This window comes from Marinobacterium sp. MBR-111 (assembly GCF_040547585.1).
In the GTDB taxonomy this organism is placed as follows: Bacteria; Pseudomonadota; Gammaproteobacteria; order Pseudomonadales; family Balneatricaceae; genus Marinobacterium; species Marinobacterium iners.
The window spans coordinates 12,940-29,198 of sequence record NZ_JBEPQA010000023.1 but is presented as its reverse complement, the minus strand read 5'-3'; the positions used below and the strand labels follow the sequence as shown (position 1 = coordinate 29,198).

Genomic DNA, 16,259 nt, shown 5'->3' with positions numbered 1-16,259 from the left:
CGATAGGTCTGACGCGTGACTTAAGGCGTCATCCACGGATCATGTCGCCCTGGCCGGTACTTCGGCTGAAAACGACCAGTTTGGACGTCATGATCTGGACAATATGCCCATCCTGATTGGATGTTTCCGAACGGACAGTGACAATGCCCCGGTCTGGCCGTGATCGGGAGGGTGTGACCTGGGTTATCTCACTTGTCACCTGTAAGGTGTCACCAGGGCGTGTAGGTTTTGGCCAGCTGACCTCGACGCCGGCACCGATCAGGCCGCCTGCAACCGGCATTCCGCCCTCCACCAGCAGACGCATGGTTGTCGATGCGGTATGCCAGCCGCTGGCGGCAAGCCCTTCGAACAGGGTGTCTTTTGCCGCTGACGCGTCTAGATGAAAAGGTTGCGGATCGTAGCTGCGGGCAAATTCCACAATGGCCTTTTCATCAAGTTGTGCCGTACTGCTGGTGAATATCTGTCCAACGCTCAAATCTTCTAAATAAAACTTTGCTGGGGTAGGCAAGGCATCACTCCTGTGCAGTGGGATTTTTAATGGTGACCATTATCAATCGGATCGAAGGATAGGTGATATTTATCATCAAAAAAAGCGGTTCTTTTATCCGAGGAGACACTGCACATTCTTGATGAGCGAGCGTCTTGTCCCCATTTTCAGATGACAGGCTCGCGGCACCAATCCTCTAGTCTTCTTACAACCAACAAACGCAAAGACGGGCTAAAGTCATACTGGCCCTGCGAATAAGCATAAGAGGATCGCGTGATGCAATATCATCTCAACGGTTTCAAACCCGGCAACTACCAAATTCCTGATGCTGCGCGTGAGCCGGTTGCCCCGCCGCCCATTGTGGATCTGCCTAAGGAAGTGGATGTCCTGATTGTCGGTTGTGGCCCCGCAGGGCTCGCACTGGCACGTCAGCTGTCCGAGTTTGCCGATATCAAAACCTGTATCGTTGAGCAGAAGTCCGGCCCCATGCTGTTTGGCCAGGCCGATGGCATCTCCTGCCGCACCATGGAGATCATGGAAGCCTTCAACAGCAGCGAGATGCTGGTAAAAGAGTGCTACCAGCTGCGTCAGAATGCGTTTTGGGAGCCAGACACCGATCATCCCGAAAACATCAAGCGCACCCACAAGGTACCGGATGCGCGCCTCGGTCTGTCTGAGTTCGTTCACGGTGTCGTGAACCAGGCACGGTTGCATGAACTGCTGCTGGAAGGCATGGCGCAATCGGTTACACATCTGGTGCCACACTACAGCCGCCGCCTTCTTGAACTGGAGGTGGATGAAAGTCTTACCCAAGACCTGAATGCACACCCGATCACGGCGACCTTTGAGCGTGTTGATGCCGAGCAGTCGGCCAAAGTTGAAACGGTCAAGGCGCGTTATGTGGTCGGTACTGACGGTGCGCGCAGTGCGGTGCGCAAGAGTCTGGGTATTGAGTTGCAGGGTGACTCTGCCAACAAGGCATGGGGCGTCATGGACGTTCTGCCGGTCACCGACTTCCCCGATATCCGCGTCAAAACCTTTATCCAGTCCAAGGAAAACGGTGCCGTGATGATCGTGCCCCGAGAGGGCGGCTATCTGGTCCGACTGTATGTGGAGCTGGGGCTTCTGGAGAATAATCAAAGGGCATCACAGCTCGAGTTGACGGCTGATGACCTCATCGCCAGGGCTCAGTTGATTCTGCAGCCGTATTCGTTTGATGTGAAGGAAGTGGGCTGGTGGTCAATCTACGAAGTGGGTCAGCGTGTTGCCGAACGATTCGACAACAACCCGGTGGGCAACCCGGACGGTCTCATTCCGCGTGCCTTTGTGGCCGGTGATGCCTGTCATACGCACAGCCCCAAGGGTGGCTGGGGCCTGAATACCTCGCTGCCTGATACGTTCAATCTGGGCTGGAAACTGGCCGCAGTGCTGCAGGGCAAGTCTGATCCCAAGCTGTTGCAGACCTATGTTACGGAGCGCCGCAAGGTAGCGCAGATGCTGATCAACGCCGACCGTGAAATGTCAGCCCTGGTGGCCACGCGCCCGAGTGCAGACAAGGCAGAGGGACAGACCAGGAAGACCAGCACGGCGGATATCGAGAAGTTCATCGCCAGACAGAACGGCTTTATCGCGGGTACATCCATTGGTTACGATGAATCCTATCTGTGTACCGGTCATGAGCATCAGGGGCTGGCAACGGGCTTCCCGATTGGTCAGCGTTTCCATTCAGCCGAAGCGGTTCGTGTCGCCGATGGTTGTCCTGTCCACCTTGGCCATCTGAACAAGGCGGACGGTCGTTGGCGCGTATTCGTGTTCGGCAACAGGCAGGATCCGCGAGATACCGCTTCAGAGACCGGCAAACTGGTACAGTTTCTTGAAAACGCAGCGTTATCGCCGGTCAAGAAATATACGCCTGCCGGTGCGGATATTGACTCGGTGATCGATGTCTACGCTGTGTTCCAGCAGCAGGATCTCGCCATAGAAACGCTGCCGAACTATCTTTGGCCTGCCAAGGGCAAATATGGGCTGAGGGACTATGAGAAGGTGTTTCAGACCGATGCCAGCCACGATGTTTTCGAGCAGCGTGGTATCGATCGCGACAGCGGCTGCATGGTTGTGGTTCGGCCGGACCAGCATATTGCCACTATCCTGCCGCTTGATGCGCATGTAGAGCTGAGTGCATTCTTTGATGAGTTCATGATTGCATAAGGCGTCGCCGCAGCGGCAAGCACTGACCTGCTTGCAGGCGGCACTTTGCCACTTGTGGCGCTCAAGTTGTTGATAGGATTGAGTTAAAGATCATGGCCTGAATCTTGCTTGAGTCTGGTGTCACCTAATAAAGGAGCCCCGGATGATCAGGATCGACTCACACTCAACTCCTATGATCACGCAGACCCGATCCGCGAGTGAAAAAGGAGAGGTGGATTTTGCCGTGCTGCTGCAGGAAGAGGCCGCCAGAACGGCTGCTCAAAGCCGAGAACAGCTTGAGCGAGATCAGGCTGCAGAAAACAACATGCGTATGGAGCAAACTGCAGAGCAGGATGCGCACGATGAGCTGATGCGCCTGCTGCAGATGTCACCCGCTGAACGCATTCGCTACCAGGTGCTCAAGGAGCTGGGCCTGACTGAAGAGTCTCTGGCCCAACTGCCATTTGATGTGCGGATGAAGATCGAAGCAATGATCAGGGAAGAGATAGAGCGCCAACTGTCCGGTGGACAGCAGGGGCCGAACGGCAGTGATCAGAACGTTCAGCAAGCCATAAGTCTTTGATCACGACACCAGCAAGCCATCGATGATGAACTGCACTTGGCCTGGTACATGAACAGATCTGGCGTAAGTGATCGATTCCGTATGCTCAGTCGTCAGTTCGCCAAACATCATCGCAAACCCATCAGCGCAAAAATGTGCGACAGTATCCATCTCGTAATCGCAGCTTGCATAAAAGGGCTTACTCTCCCAATATAAAGTAATTAATTACTTTCTTTGGGTTGTGCCATGCCTGAGACAATAGAGTGTCCCAAAAGGGTCTATCAGAGTACTGAACAGCGACAGTCCGCCACCATAGAGGCCGTTGTACAGCTCTCTGCCGACCAGAATCCCTCCACGTTAACGACAGCCAGTATTGCCGAAAGAATAGGGCTGTCTCAGGGGGCTCTGTTCAAGCATTTTCCCACCAAAGGTCGTTTGTGGGAGTCAGTGGCTCGCTGGGTTTCCGATCAGCTCAGTCAGCGTGTTTTCAGTGTGACTGAACAGTATGAGCAGGCTGACAAGGCGCTGGAGGCCATGTTTATGGCTCATGTGAGCTTTATTGTCCAAAACCCTGGCGTTCCCCGGCTGATGCTGGGTGAGTTGCAAAAGCCTGGTAATGGACCTGCCAAGCAGATTGTCCGCAACACGCTGGCTAACTACCGGCACAGAGTCGTTACACTGCTCAAGCGGGGTGCCGAGCAAGGCTGTCTGGGCCGTGATATTGATACTGAAGCAGCGGCAGTGCTTTATCTGGGTGCCATACAGGGACTGGTGGTGCAGGGGATGGTCAGTGGTGAGCTGCATGCTATTGAGCATATGGCCCCACGTATCTATCGGCTTTTCAGCGACAGCCTCTTGGAGACGACGCATGACAAGGAAAAATAAGTTCACCCTTGCTTTGGCCTTGGTTGCCGGAGTGCTCTTCGTGGTGGTGATGGTCAAGCTGAAACAGCCGCCACAACGTATTGATGCTCAGACGGTGGCCACCCCGGTACGGGTGCTGGATATTGTGCCTCAGGTGTTGATCACACAGGTGCGTGGCTATGGTCAGGTGTTGCCGGCCCACAGCTGGAAGGCAGTGGCGAATGTGGCCGGGCGTGTCGTCTGGAAGCACCCGGAGCTGGACAGTGGCAATTTGATTGCGTCAGATACCCCTCTGCTGCAGATCGATCCCAGCCGCTATGAGCTGGCGCAAGCGGCCGCCGAAGCGGATCTGGCCGGTCTGGAAGCCGAGCTGCGTCAGTTGGTGCAGGAAGAAGAAAATACCCAGGCTCTGCTGGCACTGGAACAGCGTCGTTTGGCTTTGGTGCAGCGTGAGCTGGAGCGTTCACAAACGCTCGTACAGCGCGGTGCATTGTCTGCCACCCGCCTGGATGAGCAGCAGCGGGCCACCCTGCAGCAAGAGCAGGCGGTACAGAGTCTGACCAACCAACTCAGCCTGATTCCTGTCAGACGTGATGCTCTGACCGCACGCAAGGCCCGCGCCGAAGTCAATCGGGCAAACGCCATCAAGGATCTTGAAGATACACGTTTCAAGGCACCCTGGGCGATGCGCGTACATCAGGCCGAGGTGGAAACAGGCCAGTATGTCAGCGCCGGCCAAACCCTGTTTACAGTCGATGATATTGCCCAGGCCGAGGCTACCGTTCAGGTGGAGCTGGAAGCGCTGCGCCGGGTTTTGTCCCAGCTGCCCCTGGCGCCGGTCGCGGCCGATGCCGAGGCTTCCAGCCATGATTTCGTTAACTTCCATCAACAGTTGCCACTGGAACGGCTCGACGTATGGGTAAGCCCCAGCAATGTGCCGGATATTCGCTGGAGCGGTCGGCTCACTCGAGTGACCGGGAGCCTTGAACCCACAACACGGACCCTGCAGGCCGTGATTACAGTGGATGAACCCTATCGCAATGCCCAGCCGCCGTCACGGCCACCGTTGGTACGCAACATGTTCGTGCAGGCCAACATCTCCGCAGCTACACCTGAACCGGTCATCGTGATTCCGGCCAGTGCGCTGCATCAGAATGAGGTCTATCTGGCGGATGACAATAACCGGCTGCAGCGCCGCTCGGTCAGCGTTGCCTGGCAGCAGGGAGATCTGGCCGTTATTGCCGAGGGACTGGACGCGGGGGAGCGGCTGATTCTGGATGATCTGGTGCCCGCGGTTGAGGGTGCCTTGCTTGCACCGCAGCCGGATGAGCAGGCCTGGCAAAGACTGCAACAGGACGCGCGGGGAGAGCAGCCATGATCCGCTGGTTTGCCGGTCATCCGACCGCCAGTAACCTGTTGTTGATCCTGATACTGGCGATGGGCGTGTTTGTTGCCCCCAGCCTTACCCGTGAAACCTTTCCCGCCTATTTGCCGCCAGAAGTCAGCATCAGTATGGAATATCGCGGCGCCACGGCTGCCGATGTTGAGGAGGCTATCTGCCAGCGGCTGGGGGAAGCCCTGCAGCGGGTGGATCACATGCGTGAGATCAGCTGTACTGCACGGGACAACCAGGCTCAGACGATCGCCAGCATGGGTCCGAAGGGCGATATGGGCCGGTTTCTGGATGATATCCGCACCGAAATGGATGCCTTGACCGACCTGCCGGAAACGGCCGAAAAGCCGGTCATTCGTGAGCTTTACCGTACCGATCTGATTGCGGCCATTGCGGTATCCGGGCCGATGAGCTTTGCCCATCTGGAAAGCTACGCCAATGAGCTGCAAGACCGTCTGTTTACGCTTCAGGGTGTGGCCGATGTGGTGACGGTAGGTTTGTCCCAGCGCCAGTGGCAAGTGGAAGTTTCCAGTGACCAGCTGCGTCAGTACGGATTGAATGCCGGTGATATTGCCCGCGCCATCAGCCGCCAGAGTCTGGATATGCCACTGGGGGCGCTGGAAACCGATAATCAGGATATCCAGCTGCGTTTTGTCGATGAGCGCCGCACGCTGCAGGCTCTGGCTCGTTTGCCGGTTGTGGCCAATGCCGGCGGAGCGGTGCTGAGGCTGGGTGACATTGCCAGCCTGTCTGAAACCCATGAGCGGGATGAGGAGCGGGTCGAATTCAACGGCCAGCGCGCCATTATTCTCGAGGTTCACAAGAACCGTAATGACGATGCCCTGCGGGTGATGGATGCTCTGGAGGCTTTCATCGCGGAGGAACAGGCCCGCCGCGAGGGTGTAAACCTGGACATTACTCAGGACATGACCTCCATCGTCAAGGACCGCCTGCAGATGCTGGTAAGCAACGGCATCACCGGCCTGCTGCTGGTGGGGCTGGTGATGGCGCTGTTTTTCCGCCCTCGGCTGGCGTTCTGGGCACTGTTTGGTTTGCCAACCGCTTTTGCCGGTGCTTTTTTGGTGATGGCGCTGAGCGGTCTTTCACTCAATATGATCACGCTGGTGGCGCTGCTGATGGCGATCGGTATTGTCATGGATGACTCAGTGGTGATCACTGAAAACATTGCGCGCCATGCAAGCTTGAGAGCCACCCCACTGCAGGCGGCGGCAAGAGGCACTCTGGAAATCATGCCTGGGGTCTTCTCCTCGTTTTTGACCACCGCGGCCGTCTTTGTCCCGCTTGCGTTTCTGGCTGGTGAACTGGGAGCCGTGCTGGAAGTACTGCCGGTGGTATTGATCGCGGCGCTGGCGGCATCGTTGATCGAGGCTTTCTGGATACTGCCGCATCATCTGAAAAGCGGCCTGGCCAGGGCGAAGGGACAGGAGCGACCTCCCTCCCGCTTTCGTAGCGGTTTTGATCACCGCTTTGAGCGCCTGCGGGAAGCAACAGGACGTTTGACTGACGGCGCGATCCGTTTCCGCTACGGCGTGCTGGCGGCCATGGTGATTGTTCTGCTGGGTTCGATCGGCCTGATGGCCGGTGGGCATGTGCGCATGGAGGCGATGCCTGAAATCGACGGTGATGTGCTCGAGGCGCGTGTGCTGCTGCCCCAGGGAACCCCGCTGCATCAAACACAGGCGATCACGCAAAGGGTGACAGACGCCATGCTTGGGCTGAGTGAGACGTACAGTCCGCAGCAGCCCAATGGACAGAAACTGGTGCGCAATATCCAAACCCGTTTCAATCGGCATGCCAGTTCCGCAGAAAAGGGCGCGCATGTTGCTACGGTGATGGCGGACCTGTTGACTGCCGAGCTGCGCACGGTTGATCTGGCCCGGCTGACCGAGCGCTGGTACGAAGAGATCGGTGATATCCCCGGTGTGATTGCACTGAATATCCAGGAACCGGGGTTTGGTCCAGCAGGCACCCCGATCGAAGTCCGTCTGCAGGGCCATGATTTGGATGACCTGAAAGCGGCTGCTCACTACCTGAGCCAGGAAATCTTCAGCTATGCCGGTGCCTTCAATGTGCTGGATGATCTGCGCCCCGGCAAACCCCAGCGCACCCTCAAGCTGAAGGAAAACGCATTGGCACTGGGCCTGACGGTAGCGGATGTGGCCGGTCAGATTCGTACCGGTCTGCTGGGTGATATTGTCGATACGGTGCAGATCGGGGATCAGCATATTGAAGTGCTGATCCGTCAGAGCAGTGCCGAGCGTGCTACCCGTGCCTTTTTGCAGGATACGGTGATTCTCGGCAATAACGCTCAGATGATTCCCCTGCGGGAGGTGGTCAGCATCGTCGAGGAGCGTCACTGGGCGCAGGTTACCCGCATTAACGGCCAACGCACGGTGACGGTCTCGGCTGATGTCGACAGCCGTGTGGCCAACGCCGGCAATATCGTGGCTGATCTGCAGCAACGGGTTTTCCCGCAATTATACCGGCAGTGGCCCGGGATCAGTCTGCAGGTTGAAGGGCAGACCGCCCGTTCAAAGGAAACCGGACAGTCGATCGCCCGAGGGTTGCTGATCGGCCTGCTGGGGATCTTCCTGATTCTGTCGTTCCAGTTTCGCAGCTATCTGGAACCGATCATCGTCATGCTGTCGATTCCGGTGGCGTTTATGGGGGCGGTCTGGGGGCACTTGATCATGGGATATAACCTGTCCATGCCATCATTGATTGGTGCCGCCTCACTGGCAGGCATCGTGGTCAACAACGCCATTCTGCTGGTGCAGTTCATCAAATCCTATCGTGCCGAAGGCATGACCACGGCACAGGCGGCCAGTGCGGCCAGCCGTAATCGCTTTAGGGCCATTTTGATCACCACCAGCACCACGGTTGCAGGCTTGTTGCCGCTGCTGGCCGAAACCAGCACCCAGGCGATGGCCGTGATTCCGCTGGTGATCTCGGTGGTGTTCGGCCTGTTGGTATCGACCCTGCTGGTGCTGCTGGTACTGCCGGCGCTGTATACCATTCTTGATGATCTGGGCTGGAGCACCGAGCTTGAGCCCAGAGTGGATGAGTAGGGTGCGGATTCAACCCTACGCCGCTATGAATCCAGTGCCTCTTTTACCAGCCGTGCCCTGCGCCGGTTCAGCAGGTCCTTTGCGCTGACCAGGAAGATGCCGGTCAGCACCAGCAGGCCGCCGATGATGAACTGCACACTCAGGGTTTCGCCCAGAATCAGCACGCCGAACAGCACGCCGATCAGCGGCGTAATGAAGGTGAAGGTGGCCATGCGTGAGGCCAAGTAACGGCGCAGCAGCCAGAACCAGGTCAGATAGCTGGCGAACGCGATCACCACGGCCTGAAAGGCCATGTTGATGCTGGTTTCGGGGGTCCAGTTCATCTCGCCGCGACCCAGCGCAAACGCCATGCCGATCAGCAGGATCGAGGCTGCGGCCATCTGGTAAAACAATGTTTTGACCGCAGGTGCCTCTGACAGCTTGGAACGGCGAATGGCAACGGTGGTAAAGCCCCAGACGGCACCCGCCAGCAGGGCATAGAAATCGCCCAGCAGGGTGGTTTGCTGGCCGGCATTGGCTGGACCCAGAAATGCGATGCAGACCCCCAGAAAGGCAAGGCCGATACCGCTCCACTGAATGCGGCTCAGGCGCTCGTCGGCGTGAACAAAGTGCATCCCCAGCGCAGTAAAGATGGGGGAGGTGTAGAGGAACACGACCATGTGTGAAGCGCTGGTATATTCAAGGCCCAGCCCCACAAACAGGAACTCGACGGCAAACATGGTACCCACCAGGATACCCGCCTTGACGGTACCATCGGCGAAGACGTTACGGCCTTCGCTGCGCAGCATCAGCAGGAACAGAACACTGGCGGCAAATGCGGAGCGCAGGCCGATCTGCAGGGTCGGTACGATATCATCTGCCGCCAGCTTGAGCGCCACCTGTTGAAAGCCCCAGATGGTACACAGCATCAGCATGATGCTGATGGCAAAAAAGTCGAGGTGATTGCGCTGGGCCGACATATTCATGACTCCTGAAACCGAACAGAATGTAACACAGCTTACACTCTCTGCCGGGTGAATTCACCCTGCTGCCAGGTCGATAAAACAGCACCGTATTTCTGCTCAAAAATGCAGCAGAAAATGCTTTGCGCCGGTGAAGAAGCGGATTATTATCCGCGACTTTCAACTCACCGGTTCAACATAAATGAAATGCGTGTCCTTTGATGCGTTCCGAACCCTCCACCTGCCTGATGTGCATTACATCAAACCCGAGCATCTTTTCCGTGAACGCGAACGGGTTGAAGCGGCAGACTGGGTGCTGTTTCCCGAATACTGGCAGGTCAATGCACTGGTGTTTGGTCTCAACAAGAAGATCTTCCCCAGCCTCTCCTCATACCTGATTGGCCATGACAAGGTTGAGATGACCCGTGCCTTTCAGATGGTGGCTGCAGGCAATATTCCCTGGACGTTGATTGAGCCCAATGATCCGCAACATGCCGAGCGTGTCTGGGATCAGATGCCATTGCCTTTTGTTGCCAAGATTCCGAAAAGCAGCATGGGGCAGGGGGTGTTTTTGATCGAGAACCGGGCCGACTGGAATGCCTATCTGGGCAAGACACCGGTGATCTACGTGCAGGAACAGCTGCCGATCGATCGTGACCTGCGCATCATTGTGGTGGGCGGCAAGCTGGTGGCCGGTTTCTGGCGCTGCCAGGGTCATGATGGCTTCCATAACAACCTGTCTCAGGGTGGCACCGTGGATATCGAGACGCCACTGCCACAGGCCGCCGTGGATCTGGTGCTGCGCGTGGCCCAGCAACTGGAGATCGACCATGCCGGCTTTGACGTGGCGATGGTGGATGGCTACCCCTATCTGCTGGAATTCAACCGCCTGTTCGGCAATACCGGACTGCAGGGGCTGAGTCAGCAGGTTTCGCAGGCGATTGAGCACTACCTGCGCGAGCAGTCGGAGCGGGATGACGACCCGATCGATCCGACCCCGCCGCTGCCGGTTGCGGTATAGCGCGCATCTGAATCAGCGGCAATCTGTTCTGCCAGCCTAGTCGAAAGCTGTCCTGCCCCTGTCATGACGCTGGAGGACAGGGTGTTGTGTTCAGGCTGGCTTGAGCGGGGGGCGATGCAGATCCCAAATATCCTGAGCTGATGCGGCAGGCTCCCCAGAGCCTGCGCCAGTTTCAACGTGGGTGCCAGACCAAAGCCATGACTGGACAGGTCTTCAGAACTGTCCAATTGGTCGATATCAAGCGGCATCCAGTGTCCCGCGGGAAACGCAGTTGTCTGTGCGGCATCGATCAAAATTGTTTTTATGTCCCGCTCAAGCCAGTTGATTAGATCCGGGCCTGGCCGATCCAGTGTTATCAGCTCTACATTTTCTGGCAGTGAGTGCTGTGCCAGCTGTTCCAAGACCACCCAGCCTGCACGGTCGTCCCCGAACGGAGAACCGATGCCGATCACCCGCCAGCCACTCATGATCGACGCATATCCAGCCTGAGAAAATGGGTGGCGCAGGAGATACAGGGGTCATAGTTGCGAATGACCTGCTCGGCCCTCAGCCTGAGAGACTCCTCATCCCGGTTCAACCCGAATGCGGTCAACGAGCGATACAGGTCCGCTTCAATGCGCGCCTGATTCTGGCTGGTGGGCGGCACGATGCGCGCTGCCTTGATCCGCTGATCCGGTCCTACCTCATAGCGGTGCCAAAGCAGGCCACGCGGCGCCTCACTCATGCCGAAGCAGACCCCTGCGCTCAGTTCGGGTTGCGGGCAGGGAGCGGCTGGGTATTCATAGTCCTGCAGTATGTCGATCGCCTCGTGAATCACCAGCTCGATCTCCAGTGCACGGGCTATCAGGCTGTGGAACATGTTGTTGCTGGGCAGTTGCAGCCCGGTTGCCTTCAGGCTTTGCTGAATGGCGGGCGGCAGGTGTTCGTGATTGAGATTCAACCGAGCCAATGGACCGGTGAGATAGGGCTCGCCGTTCAGGTCGGACCAGAGGGCGGTGGAGTCCGGCTTGTGGTGTTCGTGGAAGTGCTGCTCAAACTCCTCAACCCCGAGACTGAGCCCGGTACTGGTGATCAGCCGACCGGATTCAATGGCATAGCGATCCGGATGAGTCAGGGCGATGCTGATAAAGTCCTGCGGGTCATCCGGCAGGTCCAGCCCTGAGCAAAAAGCGGTCAGATCACGGGCCAGTGGCTGAGCCTCGCGCAGCCTGTCCAGCAGGGGCGATATCTGCTCGGGTTCAGGGGCGCGGTGGAAGCCACCAATGCGGGCGCCAACGGGATGTACCGAGCGCCCCCCCAGCAACCGGATCAGCTCATTGCCCAGCGCCTGGAATTGCATGCCACGCCGGACAGTCTCCGGGTGTTGCTCGGCCATGGCGATGGCAGAGTCGAAACCCAGAAAATCGGGCAGGGCGAGCAGATGGATATGCAGGGCGTGACTTTGCAGCCATTCACCACAGTAGAACAGCCGGCGCAGTTTTTGTACCCAGTGTGGCAAGGGGTCTTTGGCCAGTGACTCGAGGGCATTAAGGGCGCTGACCTGATAGGCGATGGGGCAGATGCCACAGATGCGGGCCACAATGTCCACGACTTCATGGGCATCGCGCCCTTCCAGAAACTTCTCGAAATAGCGCGGTGGCTCAAAGATCGACAGGCCCAGTTCAACCAGTTGGCCATTAACGACCTCCAGTCGCAGCGAGCCTTCACCCTCTACCCGCGTCAGGGCGGGTACATCGATGCGGATACGGCGCTCAGTCATCTTCAGCCTCCTGTCCCGAGTGCCAGAATACCCGGCCGGTTTGTAAAAACGAGGGGGCCTGAGAGTTGATCAGCAGAAAGCGTCGGGCAATGGCGTCCGGCATTAGGCCCAAACCTGCGAAACGGCGTGCCAGGGTGTCGCTTTGGGCCGTTTCGGCAGGACCATAACAGCCATAACAGTCGCGGCCAAAGCGTGGGCAGAGCGCTCCGCAGCCGGTGCGTGTGACCGGGCCCATACAGGGCTTGCCCTCGGTGACCATCACGCACACGGCCTGCTGGCGTTTGCACTCCAGGCAGACCCGGTCACGATCATCCACTGGTGCGACGCCGAACAGCAGCGAGCGCACGGCTGCCACTATCTGGGGGCTGCTGACCGGGCAACCCCACAACTCCAGATCCACGTCCACCAAGGAGGCGATAGGCTTTACATCCTGCAGGGTCTGTATGAACTCGGGGCGGGCATAGATCGCATCTCGCCATGCATCATGTTGACCATCCAGGTTGCGCAGTGCCTGAAGGCCGCCGCTGGTGGCACAGGCGCCGATGCTGACCAGAAAGCGGCTGTTGGCGCGTACCTGCTTGATGCGCTCCAGCTCATCCGGCGTAGACAGGCTGCCCTCAACGAAGGCGATATCCACTTGAGCATCGGCTTCGCTCATGCCTGCTTCCAGAAAGTGCAGAATTTCCACCTGTTCACTCAGCTGCAGCAGCGACTCGCCCAGATTCAGAAACGCGAGCTGGCAGCCATCGCAGGAGCTGAATTTGTGCACGGCAACCTTGGGTCTACTCACCTATACTCCCTTCAGGCCAAGTCGGTTACGGATGTGCGGATAATTGAACACCGGGCCGTCGCGGCAGATGAAGTCGGCGCCGAACTGGCAGTGGCCACAGTGGCCGGTGGCACACTGCATGTTGCGCTCAAGGCTGAGCCAGATTGCATCCTCGGCTACACCCTGGGCAATCAGTTGCTCGGCACTGGCACGCATCATCGGCTCAGGGCCACAGCAGTAGACGTGGGTTTGCGCCGGTCGCAATGACAGACGTGTGATCAGCTCGGTGACTCTGCCGCTGAACCAGGGCCAGTCGGGCGCGGCGCTGTCTGCAGCCAGCTGCACCTCTGTATCGGGCTGGCGCGCCCAGGCCTCGTACTGGGCACGCCAGATGAGATCGTCAGAGTGGCGTACCCCCTGAATGATATGAATCCGGCCGAAGGCGTCACGGTTGGAAAACAGATGCTCGATCACCGAAACCGCCGGGGCGCAGCCCAGTCCGCCGGTGATCACGCACACATCTTTTGCCTGCGCCTCGGCCAGAGGCCAGCCGTGCCCGAAGGGACCGCGAACGCCGATTCGGTCGCCGGGTTGCAGTGCCGACAGTGCCCGTGTGACACGGCCCACCGCGCGAATAGTGTGTTCAAGCAGGGGCGTGCCATCATGGTCGTTTGTCAGGGCCTTGAACGAGATCGGGACTTCACCGACACCGAACACGCCCAGCATGTTGAACTGACCGGGTTGAATAGTCAGCAACGAGGGGTCTAACGGATCGTCCAGTCGCAGCTGCAGGGTGAAAATATCGGCGGTTTCCTGCACTCGGCGGACGACTTCGGCACTGGCGGGGAGCTGCTGATGACGCATTATTTCACCTCTTCGCCCAGCTCGCTGAGCACCTGCAGCGGGTCGATCCCCACCGGGCACCAGCTGATGCAGCGACCGCAGCCGGTACAGCCGCTGCGGCCATACTGCTCCACCCAGCTGCCGAACTTGTGCGTCAACCACTGTTTATATCGGCTGCGGGTATCCGGTCGGACATGCAGGCCGTGAATGTAGCTGTGGCCTTCGCTGAAACAGGAGTCCCACTGACGCTGGTGCTCCGATTGCTGGCCATCAAGCGTCGGGGCTTCAGCCTCGCTGTGACAGAAACAACTGGGGCAGACGGAGGTACAGTTGCCGCAACTGAGGCAGGCATCGGCGACCTTGTCCCAGGCTGGATGTTCACCCTGCTGGATTAATGCGGCAGGATCAAAGTCAGGCAGGGCGCGCTGCTGCTGTCGTGCCCGGCGCGCCTGCTCGATGGCTTCCTGTCGCAGGGCGGCATCGGACGCAACCAGTGGCAGGGCCCGCATGATACCTTCCCCGCGCACACTCCCGGCTCTGACACGGTAACCTTCGGCCAGCTCGGTCAGGGCCAGATCAAATCCGGTTTGCGCTTCGGGTCCGTCGCCAGTGCTGGCACAAAAGCAGGTGTCAGCCGGGTGCGAGCAGTCCACCGCAATCAGCAGCAGGCTGTCGCGGCGTTGACGATAGAGAGGGTCTTCAATTCGCTCCAGAAAGTGGCGGTCCTGCAGTGCCAGCGCGGCCAAATCACAGCCACGTACCCCGATCACCGCAGTAGCACGGGTCACGACGGGGGCTTCATGAAAGCGCAGGCTGCCATCGGCCTGCAACTCCGAGCGCCAGAGTGTTTCTTGCGGGGTAAACGTCAAAGGTTTTATTGCCTGCGGGCCGTTGGCCCAGCTGAAGCAGCGTGGGGAATCACCCTGCTGCAGTCGATAGTGCCCGGGTGCCTGCTGCTGGGTAACCCCTCTCGGCAGTTGATCAACGTGCAGTGTTGGTCTGAACAGAATAGCGCCATCGCGCACCTGTGGCGCAAGGATTTCAAAACTCTGCTGTAACAGGTGATCCAACAGGGATTGAAGTCGATGACGGGGGAGAAAGTCTGCCGGTTCCATTCTGTCGCCGCTGTCGGGGATACCCATTCAACGTTAGGCACAAAGGGCGATGAATACAAGCAGCAGAGGCTGCCGGATTGATTTCCGGCAGCGCTTTGTGTCACACCAGCTGAGACTTGGAAGGTGCGACCGGCGGTGCCTGATCGAAGAAGCCTTCGGTGTGGATCATCTCGGCCTGAGCATCCTGCGCCTTGACCGCTTCGATGCAGGCATCTACAAACTCCGGGCTGCCGGCGATGTAGATTGCATGCTTTGACAGGTCAGCATAAAGATCCTTGATGATGTCGGGAATACGACCGTGTTGCATTCCTTCTTTCTGTTCCCGGGTCAAAGTCGGGATGAACTTGAAGCGACGATGACGCGCATTCCACAGTTCCATCAGGCCACGGCAATAGATCTCATCTTCGGTGCGAGCCGAAAACATCAGGTGCACCGGCTGCTTGAAGCCACGGCGCAGGGCGGCATCTGCCAGACTCAGAATCGGAGCAAGGCCAGTACCGGCGGCCAGACACAGTACGGGACCATCAGTACTGGGGTCGCCAATGAAGGTGCCATAGGGGCCTGACACGTTGACCATGCTGCCGGGCTTTACTTCATCGTGAACCCAGTTGCTGGTCTTGCCATCCGGCACGCGTGTGATCTGCAGCACGATCTCGCCATCAGGGCGCGGGGCGTTGGCGATGGAATAGGAACGTGGGGTGACCGTTTTCTGGGTATCGGTCAGGCTCACATACTGACCCGGCCAGAAGCGAATCGGCTCACCAATGGGGCGCAGGCGAATTTCGGCGATACGCGGCGTCCGCTCGATGCGGTCCACGACCACGCAGCGAATATTTTCGCGCGGCGGAAACAGTTTGGGTTTGGCATCATCCGTGCCCCAGTCGATCTCAAGGGTATCGCTGAGTGGCTTGCACATGCACATCAGGCCATAGCCCTCGGCACGCTCGTCCTGAGACAGTGCCATATCCAGCACCATGCCCTGGTCGAATTCACCGCTGAGCACTTTGACCTTGCACTCGCCACAGGCTCCGGCGCGGCAATTGTTGGGCAGGGCATAGCCGGCATTTTCCAGGGTTTCCAGCACGGTCTCGCCGGTTTTGGCCTCAACCTCTTTGCCGGACGGGGACAAACGGATTGTAGTCATACGCACCTCCGGGCTCTGAATGGCTCAGTCAGCCCTGTAACAGCAGAAATTGGTAACGGAAAACAGCCGACCCGATTGGGTCGGG

The 16,259-nt window shown here is 58.3% G+C and carries 14 protein-coding genes; 6 read left to right on the top strand and 8 right to left on the bottom strand.

Annotated features, from left to right (window positions below; genetic code table 11):
- Nucleotides 1-28: 28 nt before the first annotated feature.
- Nucleotides 29-508, bottom strand: coding sequence for a MaoC family dehydratase (locus ABIE61_RS14605; RefSeq protein WP_354410757.1), 480 nt, complete (start codon nt 506-508; stop codon nt 29-31).
- A 255-nt stretch (nt 509-763) separates the two neighbouring features.
- Here ABIE61_RS14605 and ABIE61_RS14600 point away from each other — a divergent pair, with 255 nt between their 5' ends.
- From ABIE61_RS14600 to ABIE61_RS14580, 5 genes are all read left to right on the top strand, one after another.
- The gene (locus ABIE61_RS14600) at nt 764-2,695 is read left to right on the top strand and encodes an FAD-dependent monooxygenase (RefSeq protein WP_354410755.1); all 1,932 of its coding nucleotides are present in this window, start codon (nt 764-766) and stop codon (nt 2,693-2,695) included.
- A 142-nt stretch (nt 2,696-2,837) separates the two neighbouring features.
- Complete coding sequence (locus ABIE61_RS14595) at nt 2,838-3,257, top strand: hypothetical protein (RefSeq protein WP_091827436.1); 420 nt, start codon at nt 2,838-2,840, stop codon at nt 3,255-3,257.
- Nucleotides 3,258-3,482: 225 nt separating this feature from the next.
- Nucleotides 3,483-4,121 carry a TetR/AcrR family transcriptional regulator gene (locus ABIE61_RS14590; protein ID WP_354410753.1) on the top strand — a complete coding sequence of 213 codons (639 nt, stop codon included), beginning with the start codon at nt 3,483-3,485 and terminating at the stop codon, nt 4,119-4,121.
- The gene (locus ABIE61_RS14585; protein ID WP_354410752.1) at nt 4,105-5,478 is read left to right on the top strand and encodes an efflux RND transporter periplasmic adaptor subunit; all 1,374 of its coding nucleotides are present in this window, start codon (nt 4,105-4,107) and stop codon (nt 5,476-5,478) included. The genes ABIE61_RS14590 and ABIE61_RS14585 overlap by 17 nt, the downstream gene beginning before the upstream one ends.
- Nucleotides 5,475-8,582, top strand: a complete 3,108-nt coding sequence (locus ABIE61_RS14580; RefSeq protein WP_354410750.1) for an efflux RND transporter permease subunit — start codon at nt 5,475-5,477, stop codon at nt 8,580-8,582. The genes ABIE61_RS14585 and ABIE61_RS14580 overlap by 4 nt, the downstream gene beginning before the upstream one ends.
- Before the next feature lie 23 nt (nt 8,583-8,605).
- Here the strand turns inward: ABIE61_RS14580 and ABIE61_RS14575 are convergent, their stop codons facing one another.
- On the bottom strand, nt 8,606-9,541 hold the full coding sequence (locus tag ABIE61_RS14575; protein WP_206840603.1) for a DMT family transporter: 936 nt from the start codon (nt 9,539-9,541) through the stop codon (nt 8,606-8,608).
- 184 nt (nt 9,542-9,725) lie between these two features.
- Between ABIE61_RS14575 and ABIE61_RS14570 the strand changes: the two genes are divergently transcribed.
- A complete protein-coding gene (locus ABIE61_RS14570; RefSeq protein ID WP_206840605.1) occupies nt 9,726-10,544 on the top strand; it encodes an ATP-grasp domain-containing protein in 819 nt (272 codons plus the stop codon).
- Here the strand turns inward: ABIE61_RS14570 and ABIE61_RS14565 are convergent.
- The 6 genes from ABIE61_RS14565 to ABIE61_RS14540 all read right to left on the bottom strand — a co-directional run bounded on the left by ABIE61_RS14565 (nt 10,472) and on the right by ABIE61_RS14540 (nt 16,174).
- Nucleotides 10,472-11,011 (bottom strand): hydrogenase maturation protease, encoded by a 540-nt coding sequence (locus ABIE61_RS14565; RefSeq protein ID WP_354410747.1) that lies wholly within the window; start codon nt 11,009-11,011, stop codon nt 10,472-10,474. The genes ABIE61_RS14570 and ABIE61_RS14565 overlap by 73 nt on opposite strands.
- Nucleotides 11,008-12,303: a Ni/Fe hydrogenase subunit alpha gene (locus ABIE61_RS14560; RefSeq protein ID WP_354410744.1), complete on the bottom strand. Its 1,296-nt coding sequence runs from the start codon at nt 12,301-12,303 to the stop codon at nt 11,008-11,010. Before ABIE61_RS14560 ends, ABIE61_RS14565 begins: the two co-directional genes overlap by 4 nt.
- Nucleotides 12,296-13,093: an NADH-quinone oxidoreductase subunit B family protein gene (locus ABIE61_RS14555; RefSeq protein WP_354410742.1), complete on the bottom strand. Its 798-nt coding sequence runs from the start codon at nt 13,091-13,093 to the stop codon at nt 12,296-12,298. The genes ABIE61_RS14560 and ABIE61_RS14555 overlap by 8 nt, the downstream gene beginning before the upstream one ends.
- Nucleotides 13,094-13,936 carry an FAD/NAD(P)-binding protein gene (locus ABIE61_RS14550; RefSeq protein ID WP_354410741.1) on the bottom strand — a complete coding sequence of 281 codons (843 nt, stop codon included), beginning with the start codon at nt 13,934-13,936 and terminating at the stop codon, nt 13,094-13,096.
- Complete coding sequence (locus tag ABIE61_RS14545; protein ID WP_354410739.1) at nt 13,936-15,030, bottom strand: 4Fe-4S dicluster domain-containing protein; 1,095 nt, start codon at nt 15,028-15,030, stop codon at nt 13,936-13,938. Before ABIE61_RS14545 ends, ABIE61_RS14550 begins: the two co-directional genes overlap by 1 nt.
- A 100-nt stretch (nt 15,031-15,130) precedes the next feature.
- Nucleotides 15,131-16,174, bottom strand: a complete 1,044-nt coding sequence (locus ABIE61_RS14540; RefSeq protein WP_354410736.1) for a 2Fe-2S iron-sulfur cluster-binding protein — start codon at nt 16,172-16,174, stop codon at nt 15,131-15,133.
- Between the last annotated feature and the right edge of the window lie 85 nt (nt 16,175-16,259).

What these genes read in the sequence shown, in the direction of transcription:
- ABIE61_RS14600 (WP_354410755.1), top strand. Translation starts at nt 764, where the DNA reads ATGCAATATCATCTCAACGGTTTCAAACCCGGCAACTACCAAATTCCT.
- ABIE61_RS14595 (WP_091827436.1), top strand. Translation starts at nt 2,838, where the DNA reads ATGATCAGGATCGACTCACACTCAACTCCTATGATCACGCAGACCCGA.
- ABIE61_RS14590 (WP_354410753.1), top strand. Translation starts at nt 3,483, where the DNA reads ATGCCTGAGACAATAGAGTGTCCCAAAAGGGTCTATCAGAGTACTGAA.
- ABIE61_RS14585 (WP_354410752.1), top strand. Translation starts at nt 4,105, where the DNA reads ATGACAAGGAAAAATAAGTTCACCCTTGCTTTGGCCTTGGTTGCCGGA.
- ABIE61_RS14580 (WP_354410750.1), top strand. Translation starts at nt 5,475, where the DNA reads ATGATCCGCTGGTTTGCCGGTCATCCGACCGCCAGTAACCTGTTGTTG.
- ABIE61_RS14575 (WP_206840603.1), bottom strand. Translation starts at nt 9,541, where the DNA reads ATGTCGGCCCAGCGCAATCACCTCGACTTTTTTGCCATCAGCATCATG.
- ABIE61_RS14570 (WP_206840605.1), top strand. Translation starts at nt 9,726, where the DNA reads ATGAAATGCGTGTCCTTTGATGCGTTCCGAACCCTCCACCTGCCTGAT.
- ABIE61_RS14565 (WP_354410747.1), bottom strand. Translation starts at nt 11,011, where the DNA reads ATGAGTGGCTGGCGGGTGATCGGCATCGGTTCTCCGTTCGGGGACGAC.
- ABIE61_RS14560 (WP_354410744.1), bottom strand. Translation starts at nt 12,303, where the DNA reads ATGACTGAGCGCCGTATCCGCATCGATGTACCCGCCCTGACGCGGGTA.
- ABIE61_RS14550 (WP_354410741.1), bottom strand. Translation starts at nt 13,936, where the DNA reads ATGCGTCATCAGCAGCTCCCCGCCAGTGCCGAAGTCGTCCGCCGAGTG.
- ABIE61_RS14545 (WP_354410739.1), bottom strand. Translation starts at nt 15,030, where the DNA reads ATGGAACCGGCAGACTTTCTCCCCCGTCATCGACTTCAATCCCTGTTG.
- ABIE61_RS14540 (WP_354410736.1), bottom strand. Translation starts at nt 16,174, where the DNA reads ATGACTACAATCCGTTTGTCCCCGTCCGGCAAAGAGGTTGAGGCCAAA.